Origin of the sequence: Streptomyces sp. NPDC048185 (assembly GCF_043202495.1) — a bacterium.
Lineage (GTDB): Bacteria > Actinomycetota > Actinomycetes > Streptomycetales > Streptomycetaceae > Streptomyces.
In genome coordinates, this window is record NZ_JBIDAN010000002.1 from 187,776 (window position 1) to 206,433 (window position 18,658).

Below are 18,658 nucleotides of genomic sequence, written 5' to 3' on the forward strand. Positions count from 1 at the left end.
GACCCACGTGGGCAAGAAGAAGAAGCAGAAGCTCCCCCTCGCGTACAAGCCCGTCGGCTTCGTCCTGGGCTGGGCGGGCGGTGCGCTGGCCGGGATGGCCTTCCAGAAGACGTGGAAGCTGATCCGGCACGAGGACGACGCCCCCGACGCCCTGGACCCGGACCGCGGCTGGGGCGAGATCCTCCTCGCGGCGGCGGTCCAGGGCGCCATCTTCGCCGCGGTGCGCAGTGCCGTGGACCGGACGGGCGCGAAGGCGATCGAGCGCTCGACGGGTGTCTGGCCGGTGGCCGACAAGGGCGGACGGGACTGACCGTCCTCACGTCGCCCTCCGGCCGCGCTGACCGCGCCGGCGGCACCCCGGGCCCGGGCCTCAGCCCTGCTTGGGTGCCGTCGGCGGCGTGCTGAGGCGCAGGGTGAAGGAGTGCCCCGCCGGGTCGGAGAAGCCGCGCTCCTCGTGCGGGCCCGCAGCGTCCCTCGCCTCCAGCGGGCGCCCGCCGAGCCCCACGACCCCGCGCTCGGCCTCGTCCAGGTCCTCCACCACGAAGTCCAGGTGGGCCTGGAGGGAGTTCTCGGGACGGGGCCAGCTCGGCGGGGTCGCGTTGACGTCCCGCCGGAACGCCATGCGGAAGCCTCCGGGGCCCTCGATCTCGATGCGGTTGGCGGAGACGTCGGTCTCCTCCGCGCCCAGCAGTGCCTTGTAGAACTCGGCGAGCTTCTCGGGTTCCGCGCAGTCGAGCACCACGACGCCCGCGTTGACCAGTGCCATGTCTCCTCCGAAGGGTCCCGGGCACGGGGCGTCGGACCCCGTGGCCCTCTGCCTTGCGCATATCCCGGCCCGGCGGATTCAGTCGGTCACCGGCCGACGACGTTGCGCGGCGGGCCTCCTGACCGCCCCTCACCGGCCACGGCGGGACCGGTCCGCCGGGCGCCCGCTCAGCGCGCCGTCTGGAACGTCCGGCGGTACACCTGGGGCGAGACGCCGATCCACGCGTGCAGGTGCTGACGCAGCGAGGCGCCGGTGGCGAAGCCGACCTGGCCGGCGATCCGGTCGACCGGAAGGTCGCTGGTCTCCAGCAGATGCCGGGCCCGGGCGATCCGTTGCTGGGTCAGCCAGCGGCCCGGGCTCATGCCCACCTCGTCGTGGAAGCGCCGGGCGAAGGTGCGCAGGCTCATCCGCGCGTGCGCGGCGAGGCGGGCCAGCGTCAGGGACTCGCCCAGGTGGTCCAGGGCCCAGGCCCGGGTCGCCGCCGTGCTCGCGGCGCCCTGCTCGGGCACCGGCTGCTCGATGTACTGCGCCTGCCCACCGTCCCGGAAGGGCGGGACCACACAGCGGCGGGCGACCGTGTTGGCCAGTTCGCTCCCGTGGTCCTCGCGGACGAGATGGAGGCAGACGTCGACGCCGGAGGCCGCTCCCGCCGAGGTGATGATGCGGCCGTCGGCCACGAAGAGGACGTCCGGGTCGAGGGGGATGTGCGGGAACATGCGCCGGAACGCGTCGGCCAGCTGCCAGTGCGTGGTCGCCCGGCGGCCGTCCAGGAGCCCGGCCGCGGCGAGCACGAAGGCACCGGTGCAGATGGAGACGATGCGCGCGTCGGGACGGACGCGCGCGAGGGCGGCGGTGACCTCGGGGGCCGGAACCTCGGTGACCAGGGTGGGCGAGACGGCGGGGACCACCACCGTGTCGGCCGACTCCAGGATCCCGGGTCCGTGGTCGGCGGTGACGGTGAACCCCGCGTTGGTGCGCACCGGCCGGCCGTCGACCGAACAGACCAGCACCTCGTAGCGGCCGTCGGCGGCGCCGAGGATGCGGCTGGGGATGCCCAGCTCGAAGGGATAGGCGCCGTCGAGGGCCAGTACCACGACCCGTTCCGTCCGCCCGGCCGGGCGCTTCACGCGTTCCATGGCACGATTCTATCGGAGCGTGGCAATCATGCCATTTCCCTGGGGGGCGGCGGACGGCAGGCTGGTTCACCATGAGCGATGTGAACACGATGCGAGCCATCAGCCAGGACACCCTCGGCGGTCCCGGGGTACTGCGCGAGGTACGGCTGGACCGTCCCGAACCGCGCCCGAACGAGGTGCTGGTCAGGGTGCGTGCCGCCGGAGTGAACCCGACCGACTGGAAGCACCGGGCGAACGGGGGCTTCCTCGGCGAGCCTCCCTTCGTCCTGGGCTGGGACGTCTCGGGCGTGGTGGAGGCGGTGGGCATCGGCGTCGCCGCGTTCCGCCCGGGCGACGAGGTCTTCGGGATGCTGTCGTACCCCTTCGGCCACGGCTCCCACGCCGAGTACGTCACGGCCCCGGCCCGCACCTTCACCCACAAGCCCGCCGGGATCGACCACGTACAGGCCGGCGCCCTCCCGCTGGTGTCGCTGACGGCGTACCAGGCCCTGGTGGAACGGGCCGGCCTGCGCGAGGGGCAGCGGGTGCTGATCCACGCGGCCGCCGGCGGTGTGGGGCATGTGGCGGTGCAGATCGCCAAGGCCCGGGGCGCCCACGTGATCGGCACGGCGAGCGCGGGCAAGCACGAGTTCCTGCGTTCCCTCGGCGCGGACGAGACGGTGGACTACCGCGAGACGGACATCACCGAAACCGTGAAGGACGTCGACGTCGTGCTGGACACGATCGGCGGCGAGACCTCGCTGCGCTCCCTGCGCGTGCTGCGGCCGGGCGGGATCGTGGTGTCGATCCTGCCGGTCGGTTCGGACGACTTCTTCGAGGAGGCCGAGCGGCTCGGCGTGCGGGCGGTGCGGATGCTGGTGGACGCGGACCGGGCCGACATGCGGGAGATCGCCGGCCTGGTCGAGCCGGGCAGGCTGCGGGCCACGGTCGAGAAGACGTTCCCGCTGGCCGACGCGGCCGAGGCGCACGCGCTCGGTGAGACGGGCCGCACGACGGGGAAGCTGGTCCTCGTGATCGACTGAGGGACCCCCCTGTGAGAGTTCGATGACATATGTCAATCGAACATGCTCAAACTCGCTCGTTCGGGGTAACTTTCGAGTGAGCTTGGGCAGTTGGCCCCCGGAACAGGCTGGAGGCGTAGTCGCCGTGCGACAGGAATCCGCGTCGCTCACCACGCACCTGCGCGTCCGCCGCGACCGGGGGCACACGGTGCTGGAGTTCCTCGGCGAGATCGACATCGCGTCGGCCGCCGGGATCGTCCCGCACCTGGACCGGGAGACGAGCCGGCCCGGCGCCCGGGTCGTGCTCGATCTCGGCGGGGTCGAGTTCTTCGACTGCTCGGGGCTGCGGCTGCTGTACCGGGCACGGCGCCACGTGCTCGACGGGGGCGGCCAGGTGCACCTGGTGTGCACCCACCCGCTGACGCTGCGCATGCTGCGGATCACCGGGCTGGCGCGGTTGCTGCCCCCGCGGCCGTCCCTGGCGGAGGTGCTCGGCGTCAGTCCGCCGCGGGAGCGTCGAACAGAGCGCTGACCGACTCGCCGTTGTGGATGCGGCGCACGGCCTCGGCCAGCGCGGGCGCGATGGACAGGATCCGCAGCTTCTCCGTGCGGTCGCCGGCCGGCACCGGCACGGTGTTGGTGCACACGATCTCCAGCACGTCGGACTGCTCGCTGAGCCGGCCGAGCGCACCGGCCGCGAACAGCCCGTGCGTGCAGGCGAGCCGGATCGTGCGCGGGCCCTGCTCCCGCAGCCGGCCGAGGAGTTCCAGCACGGTGCTGCCGCCCGCGATCTCGTCGTCGAGCACGATGACGTCGCGCCCGGCGACGTCCCCGATCACGGCGCTGATGCTGACCCGGTCGTCGGCGTACCGCTGCTTGGCGCCCGCCGCCACCCGGGCGCCGAGCAGCCGGGCGAACGCGGCGGCCTCCTTGGCGTTGCCGAGGTCCGGCGAGACCACCGTCGTGCGGGACAGGTCGTACCGGCGGAAGTGCGCCGCCAGTTCGCGCAGCGCGTGCAGGTGGTCGACCGGGACCGGAAAGAAGCCGTGCACCTGGGGCGAGTGCAGGGCCATGGCGAGGACCCGGCCGGCGCCCGCCGCCACCAGCAGGTCGGCGACCAGGCGACCGCCGAGCGAGATGCGCGGAGCGTCCTTCTTGTCCGAACGGGCGTAGGAGTAGTGCGGCAGGACGACGGTGATGCGCCCGGCGGACGCCCCGCGGGCCGCGTCGCACATCAGCAGCAGCTCGACCAGGTGCTCCTGCACCGGCTTGACCAGCGGCTGGACCAGGAAGACGTCCCTCTCCCGGCAGTTGGCCCGAAGCTGCACCTCGAGGCAGTCGTTGGCGAACCGGCTGACCCGTACGGGGCTGAGGGGGACGCCCAGCTGGGCACAGACCTCCTCGGCCAGTTCGGGGTGGGCACTACCGCTGAACACGGCGATGTCTCGCACGGACCGCTCCTCGCGTGGGTGTGTCCGGCCGGATCATCAGCTTACGGAAATCCGGTTGCGGCAGGCCCGGGGGAAGGCGTCATGATGACGCCGTCCGTGTTCCCTCAGGTCAGGATGCCTCGCATGCGCCGATTCCTCGACACCACCCAGTGCCCCTTCCGGCCCACGGTTCTCGAGGACTCATCCCCGCATGCACACCCTGAACATCGGAATTCTGGCCCACGTCGACGCCGGTAAGACCAGCCTCACCGAACGGCTCCTGTTCGACCACGGCGCCGTCGACCGGCTCGGCAGCGTCGACGCCGGGGACACCCGTACGGACGACGGCGAGATCGAGCGCCGGCGCGGCATCACCATCCGTTCCGCGGTCGCCGCGTTCACCGTCGGCGACACCCAGGTCAACCTGATCGACACCCCGGGGCACTCCGACTTCACCGCCGAGGTCGAGCGCGCCCTGGAGGTCCTCGACGGCGCGGTGCTGCTGCTGTCCGCCGTGGAGGGCGTCCAGGCGCGGACGCGGGTGCTGATGCGCACCCTGCGGCGGCTGCGGCTGCCCACGCTCGTCTTCGTCAACAAGATCGACCGGGCCGGTGCCCGCGCCGAGGACCTGCTCGCCGACATCCGGCACCGGCTGACGCCGCACGTCGTGCCGCTGACGGAGGTCGCCGCCGGGCTCGGCGGCGCCGGTGCCCGCGTGCGGCCCTGCCGCCTGACGGACCCGCCGGTCCGCGAGCGGACCGCCGAGGCGCTCGCGGAGGTGGACGCGGGCATGCTGGCGGCGGTCGTGGACGGCCCGGAGCCGACCGCCGACGAGGTGCGTGCCGCGCTCGCCGCCCGAACCGCCGACGGCTCGTTCCACCCGCTGTACTTCGGTTCGGCGCTGGGCGGCCAGGGGGTCGGGGAGCTGGTGGAGGGCCTGGTCCGGCTGGTCCCCGCCCGCTCGCCGGCGGCCGGTCCCGTGCCACCGCGCGGCACGGTGTTCGCCGTACGTCCGGGGCCCGGTGGTGAGCGGACGGCGTATCTGCGGCTGTACGACGGTGAGGTTCGCCCGCGTCAGCGGCTGACCTTCCTGCGGCGCGAGTCCGACGGGCGGACCGGTGAGGTCCGGGGCCGGGTCACGCGCCTGGAGGTGATCGGCGGGTCCGGGACGCTGACCGCGGGCAACATCGCCGCCCTGTCGGGACCGGCCGCCCTGCGCGTCGGCGACCGGCTCGGCGGCGTCACCGACCGGGCGCCGCAGTTCGCGCCGCCGACCCTGGAGACCGTCGTGCGGGCCCGGCGTCCCGAGCAGGCGGCGCCGTTGCGGTCGGCGCTGCTCGCCCTCGCCGACCAGGACCCGCTGCTGCACGCCCGTCCGGCCGACTCCGGCGCCACCGCCCTGCTGCTGTACGGGGAGGTGCAGATGGAGGTGCTCGCGGCGACCCTGGCCGGGGACTTCGGCATCGACGCGGAGTTCTCGCCGGGGCGCGTCCGGTTCCTGGAGCGGCCGGCCGGCGCCGGTGAGGCCGTCGACGAGATGCCGTGGCACGACCACACCCGCTACTGGGCCACGATCGGGCTGCGGGTGGAGCCGGGGCCGCGCGGCTCGGGCGGGGTGTTCGCCCACGAGACCGAGCTCGGCGCGCTCCCCCGCGCCTTCCACCAGGCCGTGGAGGAGACGGTCCACGCCACGCTGCTGACCGGCCTGTCCGGCGCGGCGGTGACCGACTACCGGGTGACGCTGATCCGGTCCGGTTTCAGCTCCCCCGTGAGCACGGCCGCCGACTTCCGCGGGCTGACCCCGATCGTGCTGCGCCGTGCCCTGCGGCGGGCGGGGACCCGCCTGTACGAGCCCTGCCACGCGTTCGAGGCGGAGGTGCCGCCGGACGCGCTCGCGTCCGTGACCGCTCATCTCGCGGCACTGGGTGCGGACTTCGGCGGGACCACGGGGGGCGATGCCGCCTGGCTGGTCACCGGGGAACTGCCGGCCCGGCGGGTGCGGGAGGCCGAACTGCGCCTGCCGGGGCTCACCCACGGGGAGGGGGTGTGGTCCTCCCGCCCCTCGCGGGACCGGCCGGTGCGGCCATCGCACTGACCGCCGCCGGCCGCATCCCCGTTCGGTTCACCAACTGCCGTGTCTGGTCCGGGAGATGGCGGGCAAGCGGACACCAGGAAGGAGGGCCGTCACCATGACGACTCCCATCAGGCGCCTCCCGGGGCGGCGGATGCCCGGCTGGGCCAAGGCGCTGAGCGCGGTCGTGCTGGTGCTCGTCGTGCTGTTCGCGGGGCTGCGGCTGAGCGTGCTGCCGGGCCTGAAGGACGTGTTCGGCACCGAGACCCACGACCGGTCGGGGCCCGCGCTGCTGAAGTCCATCCAGGACATCAGCCGCTACGAGGCCGCCTCGGGCTCCTTCCAGGTCGTCGTGGACCTGGAGAAGGACACCAAGTACCTGCCCGACGCGATCCGCGGCAGCCGCACCCTGTACGTCGGGGCCGGCACCGTCGACGCCTACGTCGACCTCGGCAAGGTGGGCGAGGACGACGTGACGGTGAACGAGGACCGCACCTCGGCCACGCTGCGGCTGCCGCACGCCGCGCTGGGCGAACCGGCCCTCGACCCCGACCACTCGTACGCCGTCTCCAAGCAGCGGGGCCTGCTCGACCGGCTCGGCGACCTGTTCTCGGACAACCCGAACGGCGAGCAGGCCGTGCAGAAGCTCGCGGCCCGGCACATCGGCGACGCCGCGAAGGACAGCGAACTGACCGCGCGCGCCGAGGGCAACACCACGGCGATGCTCCAGGGCCTGCTGCACTCCCTCGGCTTCGAACAGGTGCGGGTGACGTACGAACCCTGAGCGACCCCGGCGCCACCGGGGAACGGACCGGCATCCTCGGCGGCTTCGCGGGTAACCGCCCCAGCACGCGGGGACGTTGACGACTGGAGGACCACATGGCTCGTGCCGTCTCACGACCGACTTCCCTGTTGCGCCCCCGTGCCGCCGATGCGCGGGCGGCCGACCGGCGCGAACGGCGCCCGCTCCCGCTCCCGCTGCGCCTGCTGGCGATGGCCGTAGCGTTCGTGTTCATGGTGGCGTTCGCGGTCGTGCTGGCCCGGCTGACCCTGAACCCGTCCCCCGCCTCCGAGGCGCTGACGCACACCAACATGCACCCCGGGCGCTCCCTGCGCGCCTATCTCGACCAGCCCGCGCTGCGCGACGCCGTGAAGCAGATCGGCGGCAATGTGCTGCTGGGCGTCCCCTTCGGCGTCCTGGTCCCGGTGCTCGCCCCGCGCACGCGCGGCGTGCTGCGGGTGCTGCTGCTGACCGCCCTGGTGATGCTGCTGGTGGAGTTCGCGCAGGGCGCCCTGATCACCGGACGGGCCTTCGACATCGACGACGTGATCCTCAACAGCGCGGGCGCGCTGGTCGGTTACCTGCTCCTGGGCCGGCGGACGAGCCGCGCGGTGCACGCGCGCCGGCCTCGCGACTGAGCGGGGCCGGCCTCGGCCGGGAACGAGATCAGATGGTCCGTACCAAAGTATTGACGGGTCCTTATCTCACTCCTTAAATCAAGAGGCGACACCCTTACCCCCCACCTCTGTCGGCGCTCCCGCGACGGGACGCCGCCCGGAAGGGAGAGCCGTGGCCCGCCCACTGACGCTCCGCAGATGCCTCCTCGCCGCCGCCCTGTCCGCCGGACTGGCCGCCTCGCTCGTGACCGGACCCGCCGCGGCCGGACCCGAGCCCGCCGCGGCCGCCGGCACCGCGGCCGCCGCCGTGACGTTCTCCGACACCTTCGACGGCCCGGCCGGTGCGGCCGTCGACTCCTCCAAGTGGCAGATCGAGACCGGCGACAACGTCAACAACCACGAACGCCAGTACTACACGTCCGGCAACAAGAACGCGGCTCTGGACGGCCAGGGCCACCTGGTCATCACGGCCCGCCGCGAGAACCCCGCCAACTACCAGTGCTGGTACGGCACCTGCCAGTACACCTCCGCGCGGCTCAACACCTCCGGGAAGTTCACCGCGCAGTACGGGCACGTCGAGGCACGGATGAAGGTGCCGCGCGGGCAGGGGATGTGGCCGGCGTTCTGGATGCTCGGCACCCCGGTCAACTGGCCGGACTCGGGCGAGATCGACATCATGGAGAACGTCGGCTTCGAGCCCTCCACCGTCCACGGCACCATCCACGGCCCCGGCTACTCCGGCTCGGGCGGCATCGGCGCCGGCTACACCCTGCCGGGCGGCCAGGCCTTCGCGGACGGCTTCCACACCTTCGCCGTCGACTGGGCGCCCGACTCGATCACCTGGTCCGTGGACGGCAACGTCTACCAGAGGCGCACGCCGGCCGATCTCGGTGGCCGGCAGTGGGTGTTCAACAAGCCGTTCTTCCTGATCCTCAACCTGGCGGTCGGCGGCTACTGGCCCGGCGACCCGGACGGCTCCACGGCCTTCCCGCAGACGCTCGTGGTGGACCACGTGTCGGTGACGACCAGCGACTCGGCGAACGGCGGCGCGATCCGCGGCCTGGCCGGCAAGTGCGTGGACGTCGCCGCCGCGAACACCGCCAACGGCACCCCGGTGCAGCTCTACGACTGCAACGGCACGGCCGCCCAGCGGTGGACGGTGGGCTCCGACGGCACGGTCCGGGCGCTCGGCAAGTGCCTGGACGTCAACGGCGGCGGCACCGCGGACGGCACGGTCGTCCAGCTGTGGGACTGCAACGGCAGCGCCGCCCAGCGCTGGGTCGTCACCGCCGCGCACGACATCGTCAATCCGCAGGCCGACAAGTGCCTCGACGCCACCGGCAACAGCTCGGCCAACGGCACCCGGCTGCAGATCTGGACCTGCACGGGCGGCGCCAACCAGAAGTGGACGGTCGGCTGACGCGGCACCGGTGCACCGGGGGTCCGTCCGCGGATCCCCGGTGCTCTCAGCCGGCGTGCAGCACCCGGAAGCGTCCGGGCTCCGCCGGATCGCGGTCGACGACCTGGACGGGCGGCCACGTCCACTGCCAGACACCGGTGCCCGGCGTGCGGGAGAACCGGATCCGCCCGCGGGTGCCCTCGACCGCGACCCTCGGCCAGGCCTCGGCGATCCGCGCCCGGTCCGTGCCGTGGGCACGCAGCACCTCGGCGAGGACCAGGACGGCGTCGTACCCCTCGAGGGCGACGAAGGAGGGCGCCTCGCCCAGCCGCTCGCGCAGGGCCGACTCGACGCGGGCACCGAGCGGGCCGAGCCGCTCGGGCAGGTAGCGCAGGAACGGCACGGCGGCGCCGTCCTCGCCCAGCGACGCCGCCCACCCGGGCAGCTCCGGCTGGCCGGCGGGCGCACCGATCAGGACCCGGGCGAGACGCCGGTCGCGGCGGACGGCCCTGACGATCGGCACCGCCGGCTCCGGGTGGCCGACCAGCAGCAGGAGGACCGTCGCCCCGTGCGCGACGAGTTCGTCGCCCACGGCCGTGGGGTCCGGCGTGTCCGTGTCGAGCTCGACGACCGTGCCGCCGTGCGGGGCGAGGTGGTCCCGCAGGATGCGGGTCCCGGACGCCCAGTAGACGCTCGGCTGGGCCGCGACGGCGATCCGGGTGTGCCCCGTCCTCAGGAGGTGGTCCGCATAGAGCCGCCAGCCGTGGGACTGCGCCGGGGGAAGGCGCGCGACCCAGTCGGTCGGCCGGTCGGTGAGCGCGTCGAGCACCGCCGACGAGCACAGGAACGGCAGGCCGAGGGCGTCCGCCCGGCCGGCCGCGGCGCGGGCGACGACGCTGTGGTACTCACCCGTCAGCGCGGCCACCCCCAGGCCGGCCAGTTCCTCGACGGCCGCCACCGCCCTGTCCGGGTCGGCCGCGGTGTCCCGGACGACCAGTTCGAGCGGCCGTCCGAGGATTCCGCCGCCGTCGTTGACCTCGTGGGCGGCCAGCTCCAGTCCGGCGAGCAGGTGCCGGCCGGCCTCGGTCCAGCCGGGCGGAGTGAGCGGAACGAGGGCCCCGATCCGGACGTTCGTCCCGACCGGCTGTGGCGGGCGCAGCTGGGTGATCATGCCGGACATTGGATCCGCCACCGTCGCGGTCGGGCAACCGATTATCCGTTCGCCGGGCCGTGGAGCCGCGCGGCCCGGCGAGTCCGCGGGGAGGGGACTAGTGCGGCGTCCAGGTGAACTTGTCCCCGCCCACCCAGCGGACGACGTCGGGGTCGTCGAGGTCGTGGACCTTGATCCCGAAGGCGGCGGCGGCCTCCAGGACGTCGATGAGGGTCGTCGCCTCTCCGACCACCTGTCCGTCGATCTCCACGATCCGGAACGGCGGCGTGCCCGGCTGTACCCCGAGCACGAGGATCCGCGGACTGCCGATGTGCGGGCTCGCGATTTCGGTCATGACTCGAGGGTAGGCCGCAAACCCGGGAAGCGGCCTCGCGACCGCCGCCGCGCGGGCCCGTTCAGGGGCGCCGCCAGTCGTCGCCCGTCAGATGCGAGCCGGCCATCGGGCCCATCCGGAGCATGCCGCCGTCCACGCTCCAGGACGCGCCGGTGACGTACGACGCCTCGGGGCCGGCGAGGAAGGCGATGACGGCGGCGACCTCGCGGGCGTCGCCGGGACGGCCGAGCGGGACGCCGGGGCGGCGCTCGGTGTGCGGGTCGGTGTCCTCCTGGCCGGTCATCGGGGTGGCGATCTCACCGGGGGCCACCGCGTTCACGGTGATGCCGTGCTCGGCCAGCTCGATCGCCATGACCTGGGTGAGCAGACCGAGCCCGCCCTTGGCCGCGCAGTACGGCGCGGCGCCCACCCGCGGCTGGTGCTCGTGCACGGACGTCACGTTGACGATCCGGCCGCCGTCGCCCTGGCGGATCATGCGCCGGGCCGCGTTCTGCCCGCACAGGAAGGGCCCGGCCAGGTCGACGTCCAGGACGTGGCGCAGGTCGTCGAGGCCGAGGTCGAGGAAGGGCGTGGCGGTGCCGGTGCCGGCGTTGTTCACCAGGACGTCGATCCGGCCGAGCCGTTCGCACAGCGCGTCCACCGTGTCGGCGGCCCCCGGCAGCCGGGTCAGGTCCACGTGGGCGACCTCGGCCCGGCGGCCGAGGGCCCGGACCTCCTCGGCGGTCCGCTCGGCACCCTTCTCGTCGGCGTGCCAGGTGATGCCGATGTCCATGCCCGCCTCGGCCAGGCGTACGGCGGTGGCGCGGCCGATCCCCGAGTCGGAACCGGTGACGACGGCCACCTTGGTGTCGGTCGGCGTGGGACTGGGCACGACAGGGCCTCCTCGTCGGCGCGTGCGGTGTGTCGGGGCATCGCAGTACCCGGGGGCCGTACGGACAAACCGCGTGGCCGTCGTGCGGTCCCCGGCCCGCTGGGGAACCCTGGAGGTGCCGGAGGAGGAGGTGGCGATGGATCCCGTTCAGGCGCTGGACCGGATCGCCTTCCTGCTGGAGCGGTCGCAGGCGCCGACGTACCGGGTCCGTGCCTTCCGCACCGCGGCCCGGGTGCTGGGCGAGCTGCCCGGCGCCGAGCTGCGCGAGCGGGCGGAGGCCGGTTCGCTGGAGTCCCTCAAGGGGGTCGGCCCGAAGACGGCTCAGGTCGCGCGGGAGGCGCTGGCCGGGCAGGTGCCCGGTTACCTGGAGAAGCTGGAGGGCGAGGCCGGCGTCCCGCTCGCCCACGGGGGCGAGGAGCTGCGGGCCCGGCTGCGCGGTGACTGCCATCTGCACTCCGACTGGTCGGACGGCGGCAGCCCGATCGAGGAGATGGGCCGGGCCGCGGCGGCGCTCGGGCACGAGTGGGCGGTGCTCACCGACCACTCGCCCCGGCTGACGGTGGCCCGCGGCCTGTCCCCGGAGCGGCTGCGCGAACAGCTGGACGTGGTGGCGGAGCTGAACGAGACGTGGGCGCCGTTCCGGCTGCTGACCGGCATCGAGTGCGACATCCTCGAGGACGGCTCGCTGGACCAGGAGCCGGAGCTGCTGGAGCGGCTCGACGTCGTGGTGGTCTCCGTGCACTCCAAGTTGCGGATGGACGCCCGCTCGATGACCCGCCGCATGGTGGCCGCCGTCCGTGACCGCCACGCGGACGTCCTCGGGCACTGCACCGGACGGCTGCTGACCGGGCGGGGCCGGCCGGAGTCGGAGTTCGACGCGGACGCCGTGTTCGCCGCCTGCGCGGAGTCCGGCACCGCCGTGGAGATCAACAGCCGGCCCGAGCGGCTCGATCCGCCGCGGCGGCTGCTGCGCCGGGCGGTGGAGGCGGGCGTGCTGTTCTCGGTCGACACCGACGCGCACGCGCCCGGGCAGCTGGACTGGCAGATCCACGGCTGCGCGCGGGCCGAGGAGTGCGGGGTGCCCGCCGAGCGGGTGGTGACCACCTGGTCGCTCGACGAACTGCTGGCCTGGACCCGGGAGGGGCGGGTACCGGCCGGAGTGGCGGGCGGCTGACGTGGTACCCGCCGGGCGCACACAGCGAGAAGGAAGGAACGGTGCATGGAACGGGCGGCCGTGTTCGACGTCGACGGAACCCTCGTCGACACCAATCATCTGCACGTGGTCACCTGGTGGGAGGCGTTCCGGCAGGCGGGCCACCGGGTGTCGATGCACGCCGTCCACCGGGCCGTGGGTCTGGCCTCCACCGACCTCATCGGCCATCTGCTGGGCGAGGACCGCGACAAGGACCAGGACGCGCAGCTGAGCGCCGCCCACAAGGCTCTGTACGGGCAGTACTTCGACCGGCTGCCGGCGCTGCCGGGGGCGGGGGAACTGCTGCGGCGCCTGGCCGGTGACGGGTGGACGGTCGTCCTCGCCACCTCGGCGGGCGGCGCGGAGCTGGGGGCGCTGCGGCGGGCGATCGACGCGGACGACGCGATCACCGCGACCGCGAGCGCCGACGACGTCGACGCGGGCAAGCCCGCGCCTGAGCCGGTCGAGCACGCCCTGGAGCTCGCCGGGGTGCCGGCCGAGCGGGCGGTGTTCGTCGGCGACACGGTGTGGGACATGCGCGCGGGCAGCGCGGCCGGGGTGCGGTGCGTGGGGGTGCTGTGCGGTGGCCTGCCGCGGGCCGATCTGGAGGAGGCGGGTGCGGGCGCGGTGTACGCGGACCCCGCCGACCTGCTGTCCTCGCTCGCGAACAGCCCGCTGGCATGAGCCGCCCGGTCACGGTGGCGTACGGCATCGCACGGCACGTATGACGGACGTGGGACGCGACACCCGGCGAACGGCCGGGGGCAAGGGTGTGAGCGGCGGGACGGGACGCCGGGGGCGGTGGCGTACCGCCCTCGCGCAGGCGGTCCGCGCGGCGCGGCCGGTGGACCGGGTACGGCGGGAGGCCGCTGCCGTCGGGCAGGCCGTCGTGGCCGCCTGGCGGGGCCCCGGCCGGGAACGGGACCTGGTCGTCCAGTCGCTGAAGGCCGCGGGGGCGGGGCTGCTCGCCTGGGCCGTGGCGGGTGTCTGGCTCGACGATCCGATGGCGCTGATGGCCCCCTGGGTGGCGGTGGTGCTCGTCCAGGCCACCGTCTACAGCTCGGTTCGCCAGGCCGGGCAGCAGTTCGGGGCGATCTGTCTCGGATCGCTGGTGGCCTCCGCGGCCCAGGCGATCACCGACGACAACACGGGTGCGCTGGCGCTCTCCCTGCCCCTGCTGATGCTGCTCGGCAACTGGGCCCGCTTCGGCCGGCAGGGCGTCTACGCGGCCACCACGGCGCTGTTCGTCCTGGCCTCGGGGACACCGGTCTCCGCGTCGGCGGTGGGGCACCGGGTGGGGCAGGCGGCGCTCGGCGCCCTGATCGGCATCGCGGTGAACGCCTTCGTGCTGCCGCCGATCCATCTGCGGGACGTCCGGGAGAACCTCGCGGCGCTGGCCCGGGAGGCGGGCGAGGTCCTGCACAGCATCGCGGGCGATCTGCGGGAGAACGAGTGGGACGCGCAGACGGCGGCCGGCTGGGCCGGCGAGGCCGCGCGGCTGCAGCGGCGTGTGGACGCACTGACGTCGGCCCGGTCCTGGAGTCAGGAGAGCCTGCGGCTGACCTACGGTCCGCTGCGCGCGCTGCACCGGACACCGCCGCCCGCGCCGCCCGAGGACGAGGACCAGCGGTGGACGCGGGTCACCGGCAACATCGTCGCGCTCACCCGGACGCTGTCGGTGGCGGCCGACGAGAACCGCACCCCGGCCACGCCCGAGGGCCCGGTCCTGGGCCTGTACGCGCGCCTGCTGAAGCAGATCGGCGACTTCTGCCACGTCGAGGCCGACCGGCTGCTGGGCGCGGCCGCGGAGCCTCACCCGCGGCAGGCGAAGGACGCCGGTGAGGCCGGGGACGCCACCGAGGAGACGGAGGAGACGATGGACGAGCTGCACCGGCAGTTGCAGCAGGGGCTGCGCGAGCACGCCGGGCAGGGCGCCGCGCACGCCTCGGTGCTGGGGGCGCTGCTGCTCCAGGCGGAGAACCTGTGGGCCGAGATCGTTCCCGAGCCCCGAGAGCAGTGACGCGGATCACCCCAAAACGCGACAGACGGTGGAACACCGGCAGAGTGTCCGCCGTTGAAGAGAGCGTGGGTACGGATGGGACAGTGTCCCCGGGCCTCACCTATCGCCCACAGGGAAGATCGTTCGGCTGAAGCCCTGTGGAGCCCCTCGCCGAGAGGCGACCGCCATCCGTATCCACGACAGACCGCCCCGACCGTGATCCCCCCCGTCCGGTCGGGGCTCTTCTTTGCCCGCGGCGGGTCGGGGTACCCGTGGCCTCCGACCCTGACAGGCGGACGGGAGGAGCGCAAGGTGAGCAGCACAACGGGCAGCAGGATCGTGGTCACGGGCGCCACCGGCAACGTGGGCACCAGCGTGGTGAGACTCCTCTCGGAGGACCCGGAGGTCGGTTCGGTCCTGGGACTGGCCCGGCGGATCCCCGCGTGGTCGCCCCCGAAGACGGAGTGGGCCGCCGTCGACCTGGCCTCCGAGCAGGCCGACGCGGCCGGTCTCTTCGCGGGTGCCGACGCGGTGATCCATCTGGCGTGGGCCTTCCAGCCGACGCACGATCCCGCGACGACGTGGCGCACGAACGTCCTCGGCTCCTTGCGCGTCTTCGAGGCGGTGGCCGCGGCCGGAGTGCCGACGCTGGTGCACGCGTCGTCGGTCGGCGCGTACTCGCCGGGGCCGAAGGAGCGTGCCGTGGACGAGACGTGGCCGACGCACGGCTGGCCGGACGCGGCGTACTGCCGGGAGAAGGCCTACCTCGAGCGGGCCCTGGACATCTTCGAACGTGACCACCCGGGCGTCCGGGTGGTGCGGATGCGGCCCGCCTTCCTGTTCAAGCGGGAGTCGGCGAGCGAGCAGCGCAGGATCTTCGGCGGCAGGTTCCTGCCGGGGCCGCTGGCCCGGCCGGAGCTGCTGCCGTTCCTGCCCGACGTCCCCGGGCTGCGGATGCAGGCGCTGCACACCGACGACGCGGCCGGCGCCTACCGGCTGGCGGTGCGTACGGCGGACGCCCGGGGCCCGTACAACCTGGCGGCCGACCCGCCGGTCGACGCGGCGCTGCTGGGCGAGATGACCGGCGCGCGTCCGGTGCGGCTGCCCCGCACGGCGGCCCGGTCGGCGATCGCGGCCGCGTGGGGGCTGCATCTGCTTCCGGCGTCCCCGCACCTGTTCGACGCGGTGCTGCGGCTGCCGCTCATGGACTGCACGCGGGCGCGCGCGGAGCTCGGCTGGCGCCCGGTGCACACGGCGACGGAGGTGCTGGAGGAGTTCCTGCTGGGCCTGAAGCAGGGCGCGGGCGCGGCGACGGAACCGCTGCGGGGGCGCAAGGTCGGCTGACGGCCGGACGCGGAACGGCCGGCCGGGTCGGTCTCCCTCCCGGCCGGCCGGCCCGCCCCGGGTCCGCGGCGCCCGCGGCCGACGGCGTGGCGTCAGCCGGACGACTCGTCGGGTACGGGGTGCTCGGGGTGCACGTTGCCGGACCGCGGTGCGCCCTGGCGGCCCGTCCCGGCCTCGTCCGTGTCCGGGACGTCGCTGTCCCCGGCGTCCGCCGGCTCGTCGCGCTCGGTGTCCCCGTCGTCCTCGGCGGAACGCCGCTCCGCACGGGAGGGCGCTGCCTCCCAGGGGTCCTCTCCGGGGCCGGCCTGCTGGTCCGGCAGGTCCCGCGGCACGGGGACACCGTTCTCGCCCGGTCCTTCGAGGCGGTGGTCGGTCACGGCACTCTCCCTTCCGCTGGTGTGCCGGGTGGTACGAGCGACGTCGGGTACCTCCGCGGCGGCCGGCGAAACCTCAGTGCGGCGCCCGTTCCTCCAGTGCCGTGCGCCAGGCGGGGAGGGGGTTCTCGGGCGCCGGCTCGGGGCGCCGGCCGCCGCGGGCGAAGAAGTCGGCCAGCGGCAGGATCGCGGCGCCCACGGTGACCGCGTCCGGGCCGAGCCGCCCCAGGTCGACGGTCACCTTCTGGGCGGGGTGTCGCAGCGCGTACGACACCGCGTGACGGCGTACGGCGGGCAGGAAGCGGGTGCCGAGCTGGAGGCCGGCCCAGCCGCCGATGAGGATCCGCTCGGGCTGGAAGAGGTTGATCAGGTCGGACAGGCCGGCGCCCAGGTACTCGGCGGTCTCCTCCAGGACGGCGAGTGCGACCGGGTCGGCGGTGCCGCCGCCGGGCGGGTAGGCGGCGGCCAGCATGGAGGTCAGCGCCGTCTCCTCGTCGGTGCCCTCGGGCACCCGGCCGCCCTCCTCGCGCCAGCGGGCCAGCAGCGACTCGGCCCCCGCGTACGCCTCCAGGCAGCCCAGCGCGCCGCAGCGGCAGCGCCGGCCCCTGACCCGGACGGTCAGGTGTCCCCATTCGACCGCGCGGCCGTGCTCCACCTCGGGGGTGACGAGGCAGGCGCCGACGCCGGAGCCGAAGAGCACGACGATCGCGTTGCGCGCGCCGCGTCCGGCACCGAACCACATCTCGGCCTGGCCGAGGGTCTTGGCGCCGTTGTCGATGAAGTACGGGACGGTGCCGGGCAGCGGGGAGCCGGCGCGGAGCAGGGCCTCCAGCGGCACGGCGTCCCAGCCGATGGTCTGGCCGTGCACGACGGCGCCGCGCTCCGGGGTGTGCTCGACGATGCCGGGGACGCCGATCCCCACGCCGAGCAGCCGCTCGGGCGCGAGGCGGGCGGCGGCCAGCACCTCGGCGATGCCCTCGCGGATGTGGTCGACGATGACCTCGACCTCGTAGCGCTGCTGGGTCAGCGGGCGTTCGGCGCGGGCGAGCTCGGTGAGGGTCAGGTCGAACAGCTCGACGCGCACCCTGGTCTCGCCGACGTCCACGCCGATCATGTGTCCGCTGCCGGGCGCCACGCGCAGCAGGGTGCGGGGCCTGCCGCCGTCGGAGTCGACGCTGCCGGCCTCCTCCACCAGACCGTCGCCGACCAGGTCGGCGACGACGTTGCTGACCGAGCCGGAGCTCAGTCCGGTCGCGGGGCCCAGCTCGAAGCGGCTGAGCGGTCCGTCGAAGTAGAGCCGCTGCAGCACGGCCGTACGGTTGGCCCGCCTGAGGTCGCGCACCGTGCGCCCGTTCCGCCCCGCCATGTGGCTCCTCCCACCGTGCCCGACCAGCAACATACCCCCGTCGGCCCGCCGCCCGCGACTTTCCTCTCCCCTTAATTCAGGCTGTGAACTCTTGCGGGCGGCCCGCACTGCCGCCGCCGTATGCGAAATCCGTTGGCCTGTCCGCCGCCCGGCTATTTACCCTAGGGAAAAACCTAGGCCCCCTAGGTTTCTTCGAACCGACGATCACACCCCGGGGCTTCCCATGAAAACACTCACCGAGCGGGACATACGCGACTCCTTCGTCAACTGCTCGAAGGGCGAGGCGAAGCGTCTGGCCGTCCCCCGCGACCTCGACGAGCGCCCCTGGGAGGATCTCGACTTCCTGGGCTGGCGGGACCCCGGTGCGCCGGACCGCAGCTATCTGGTCACCGAGCACGGAGGGCGCCTCGTCGGTGTCGCGCTGCGCTTCCAGCAGGCCCGGCGCGGCTTCTTCCAGCGCAGCATGTGCGCGCTGTGCCTGACCACCCATCCGCGCGGAGGCGTGTCCCTGATGACCGCGCGCAAGGCCGGCCCGGCCGGCCGCGAGGGCAACTCGGTCGGCCTGTACATGTGCACCGACCTGGCCTGTTCCCTGTATCTGCGCGGCAGGAAGCTGCCGGAGACCGGCGCCCGCTTCGAGGAGAGCCTCACCCTGGACGAACAGATCGCCCGGACCACGGCCAATCTGTCGGCCTTCCTCGACAAGATCACCGACTGATCGGGTACGCCCTCGGCACATCGGGCGGCGCCCGGCGCGTGAGAGGCGTTTTGACCGCCTGCGTCCGGTTACCGTCTGTCCGGATACG

General features: G+C 74.0%; 20 protein-coding genes. 12 read left to right on the top strand and 8 right to left on the bottom strand.

What is annotated here, in order from left to right; genetic code table 11:
- The first annotated feature begins 7 nt into the window (after nt 1-7).
- Nucleotides 8-310, top strand: a complete 303-nt coding sequence (locus ACGF3H_RS06780; protein ID WP_318215726.1) for a DUF4235 domain-containing protein — start codon at nt 8-10, stop codon at nt 308-310.
- A 60-nt stretch (nt 311-370) separates the two neighbouring features.
- Here ACGF3H_RS06780 and ACGF3H_RS06785 read toward each other — a convergent pair whose 3' ends face one another.
- Both ACGF3H_RS06785 and ACGF3H_RS06790 read right to left on the bottom strand, forming a co-directional pair.
- Entirely contained in the window at nt 371-766 is a 396-nt protein-coding gene (locus ACGF3H_RS06785; RefSeq protein WP_362496245.1) for a VOC family protein, read from the bottom strand.
- A gap of 167 nt (nt 767-933) precedes the next feature.
- A complete protein-coding gene (locus tag ACGF3H_RS06790; RefSeq protein ID WP_362496248.1) occupies nt 934-1,902 on the bottom strand; it encodes a helix-turn-helix domain-containing protein in 969 nt (322 codons plus the stop codon).
- A 71-nt stretch (nt 1,903-1,973) separates the two neighbouring features.
- Between ACGF3H_RS06790 and ACGF3H_RS06795 the strand changes: the two genes are divergently transcribed.
- Together ACGF3H_RS06795 and ACGF3H_RS06800 are read left to right on the top strand one after the other, a co-directional pair.
- Entirely contained in the window at nt 1,974-2,924 is a 951-nt protein-coding gene (locus tag ACGF3H_RS06795) for an NADP-dependent oxidoreductase (protein ID WP_362496251.1), read from the top strand.
- A gap of 124 nt (nt 2,925-3,048) precedes the next feature.
- Nucleotides 3,049-3,435, top strand: a complete 387-nt coding sequence (locus ACGF3H_RS06800; protein WP_362496253.1) for an anti-sigma factor antagonist — start codon at nt 3,049-3,051, stop codon at nt 3,433-3,435.
- Here ACGF3H_RS06800 and ACGF3H_RS06805 read toward each other — a convergent pair.
- Complete coding sequence (locus tag ACGF3H_RS06805) at nt 3,401-4,354, bottom strand: ribose-phosphate pyrophosphokinase (RefSeq protein ID WP_362496256.1); 954 nt, start codon at nt 4,352-4,354, stop codon at nt 3,401-3,403. The genes ACGF3H_RS06800 and ACGF3H_RS06805 overlap by 35 nt on opposite strands.
- Nucleotides 4,355-4,544: 190 nt before the next feature.
- On the opposite strand from ACGF3H_RS06805, the gene otr(A) reads away from it, so the two are divergent.
- The 4 genes from otr(A) (at nt 4,545) to ACGF3H_RS06825 (ending at nt 9,222) form a co-directional block, all read left to right on the top strand.
- A complete protein-coding gene (gene otr(A), locus ACGF3H_RS06810) occupies nt 4,545-6,428 on the top strand; it encodes a tetracycline resistance ribosomal protection protein Otr(A) (RefSeq protein WP_362496258.1) in 1,884 nt (627 codons plus the stop codon).
- 94 nt (nt 6,429-6,522) lie between these two features.
- The gene (locus ACGF3H_RS06815) at nt 6,523-7,188 is read left to right on the top strand and encodes a DUF4230 domain-containing protein (protein WP_362496260.1); all 666 of its coding nucleotides are present in this window, start codon (nt 6,523-6,525) and stop codon (nt 7,186-7,188) included.
- 95 nt (nt 7,189-7,283) lie between these two features.
- Nucleotides 7,284-7,823, top strand: coding sequence for a VanZ family protein (locus tag ACGF3H_RS06820; protein WP_362496263.1), 540 nt, complete (start codon nt 7,284-7,286; stop codon nt 7,821-7,823).
- Nucleotides 7,824-7,974: 151 nt separating this feature from the next.
- Complete coding sequence (locus ACGF3H_RS06825) at nt 7,975-9,222, top strand: ricin-type beta-trefoil lectin domain protein (protein ID WP_362496265.1); 1,248 nt, start codon at nt 7,975-7,977, stop codon at nt 9,220-9,222.
- Between the two features lie 46 nt (nt 9,223-9,268).
- On the opposite strand, the gene ACGF3H_RS06830 is transcribed toward ACGF3H_RS06825, so the two are convergent.
- From ACGF3H_RS06830 to ACGF3H_RS06840, 3 genes are all read right to left on the bottom strand, one after another.
- A complete protein-coding gene (locus ACGF3H_RS06830; RefSeq protein WP_362496268.1) occupies nt 9,269-10,372 on the bottom strand; it encodes an ABC transporter substrate-binding protein in 1,104 nt (367 codons plus the stop codon).
- A gap of 97 nt (nt 10,373-10,469) precedes the next feature.
- Nucleotides 10,470-10,706, bottom strand: coding sequence for a hypothetical protein (locus ACGF3H_RS06835; RefSeq protein WP_239769172.1), 237 nt, complete (start codon nt 10,704-10,706; stop codon nt 10,470-10,472).
- A gap of 61 nt (nt 10,707-10,767) precedes the next feature.
- Nucleotides 10,768-11,577 carry an SDR family oxidoreductase gene (locus ACGF3H_RS06840; RefSeq protein WP_362496271.1) on the bottom strand — a complete coding sequence of 270 codons (810 nt, stop codon included), beginning with the start codon at nt 11,575-11,577 and terminating at the stop codon, nt 10,768-10,770.
- Nucleotides 11,578-11,713: 136 nt separating this feature from the next.
- On the opposite strand from ACGF3H_RS06840, the gene ACGF3H_RS06845 reads away from it, so the two are divergent.
- The 4 genes from ACGF3H_RS06845 (at nt 11,714) to ACGF3H_RS06860 (ending at nt 16,112) form a co-directional block, all read left to right on the top strand.
- Complete coding sequence (locus tag ACGF3H_RS06845; RefSeq protein WP_362496325.1) at nt 11,714-12,751, top strand: PHP domain-containing protein; 1,038 nt, start codon at nt 11,714-11,716, stop codon at nt 12,749-12,751.
- Between the two features lie 45 nt (nt 12,752-12,796).
- Nucleotides 12,797-13,453 (top strand): HAD family hydrolase, encoded by a 657-nt coding sequence (locus ACGF3H_RS06850; RefSeq protein WP_362496274.1) that lies wholly within the window; start codon nt 12,797-12,799, stop codon nt 13,451-13,453.
- Between the two features lie 40 nt (nt 13,454-13,493).
- Entirely contained in the window at nt 13,494-14,789 is a 1,296-nt protein-coding gene (locus ACGF3H_RS06855; RefSeq protein ID WP_362496277.1) for an FUSC family protein, read from the top strand.
- 291 nt (nt 14,790-15,080) lie between these two features.
- Entirely contained in the window at nt 15,081-16,112 is a 1,032-nt protein-coding gene (locus ACGF3H_RS06860; RefSeq protein WP_362496280.1) for an SDR family oxidoreductase, read from the top strand.
- A 92-nt stretch (nt 16,113-16,204) separates the two neighbouring features.
- On the opposite strand, the gene ACGF3H_RS06865 is transcribed toward ACGF3H_RS06860, so the two are convergent.
- Nucleotides 16,205-16,489, bottom strand: a complete 285-nt coding sequence (locus ACGF3H_RS06865) for a hypothetical protein (protein ID WP_362496282.1) — start codon at nt 16,487-16,489, stop codon at nt 16,205-16,207.
- Nucleotides 16,490-16,562: 73 nt separating this feature from the next.
- Nucleotides 16,563-17,852: an ROK family transcriptional regulator gene (locus ACGF3H_RS06870; RefSeq protein ID WP_362496285.1), complete on the bottom strand. Its 1,290-nt coding sequence runs from the start codon at nt 17,850-17,852 to the stop codon at nt 16,563-16,565.
- Between the two features lie 223 nt (nt 17,853-18,075).
- Between ACGF3H_RS06870 and ACGF3H_RS06875 the strand changes: the two genes are divergently transcribed.
- The gene (locus ACGF3H_RS06875) at nt 18,076-18,570 is read left to right on the top strand and encodes an FBP domain-containing protein (protein WP_362496288.1); all 495 of its coding nucleotides are present in this window, start codon (nt 18,076-18,078) and stop codon (nt 18,568-18,570) included.
- Nucleotides 18,571-18,658: the final 88 nt, after the last annotated feature.

Excerpts from the sequence above, each read along its gene's own strand:
- ACGF3H_RS06795 (WP_362496251.1), top strand. The coding sequence starts at position 1,974 with ATGAGCGATGTGAACACGATGCGAGCCATCAGCCAGGACACCCTCGGC.
- ACGF3H_RS06815 (WP_362496260.1), top strand. The coding sequence starts at position 6,523 with ATGACGACTCCCATCAGGCGCCTCCCGGGGCGGCGGATGCCCGGCTGG.
- ACGF3H_RS06835 (WP_239769172.1), bottom strand. The coding sequence starts at position 10,706 with ATGACCGAAATCGCGAGCCCGCACATCGGCAGTCCGCGGATCCTCGTG.
- ACGF3H_RS06875 (WP_362496288.1), top strand. The coding sequence starts at position 18,076 with ATGAAAACACTCACCGAGCGGGACATACGCGACTCCTTCGTCAACTGC.
- ACGF3H_RS06870 (WP_362496285.1), bottom strand. The coding sequence starts at position 17,852 with ATGGCGGGGCGGAACGGGCGCACGGTGCGCGACCTCAGGCGGGCCAAC.
- ACGF3H_RS06830 (WP_362496268.1), bottom strand. The coding sequence starts at position 10,372 with ATGATCACCCAGCTGCGCCCGCCACAGCCGGTCGGGACGAACGTCCGG.
- ACGF3H_RS06790 (WP_362496248.1), bottom strand. The coding sequence starts at position 1,902 with ATGGAACGCGTGAAGCGCCCGGCCGGGCGGACGGAACGGGTCGTGGTA.
- ACGF3H_RS06850 (WP_362496274.1), top strand. The coding sequence starts at position 12,797 with ATGGAACGGGCGGCCGTGTTCGACGTCGACGGAACCCTCGTCGACACC.
- ACGF3H_RS06855 (WP_362496277.1), top strand. The coding sequence starts at position 13,494 with ATGACGGACGTGGGACGCGACACCCGGCGAACGGCCGGGGGCAAGGGT.
- ACGF3H_RS06845 (WP_362496325.1), top strand. The coding sequence starts at position 11,714 with ATGGATCCCGTTCAGGCGCTGGACCGGATCGCCTTCCTGCTGGAGCGG.
- ACGF3H_RS06820 (WP_362496263.1), top strand. The coding sequence starts at position 7,284 with ATGGCTCGTGCCGTCTCACGACCGACTTCCCTGTTGCGCCCCCGTGCC.
- ACGF3H_RS06785 (WP_362496245.1), bottom strand. The coding sequence starts at position 766 with ATGGCACTGGTCAACGCGGGCGTCGTGGTGCTCGACTGCGCGGAACCC.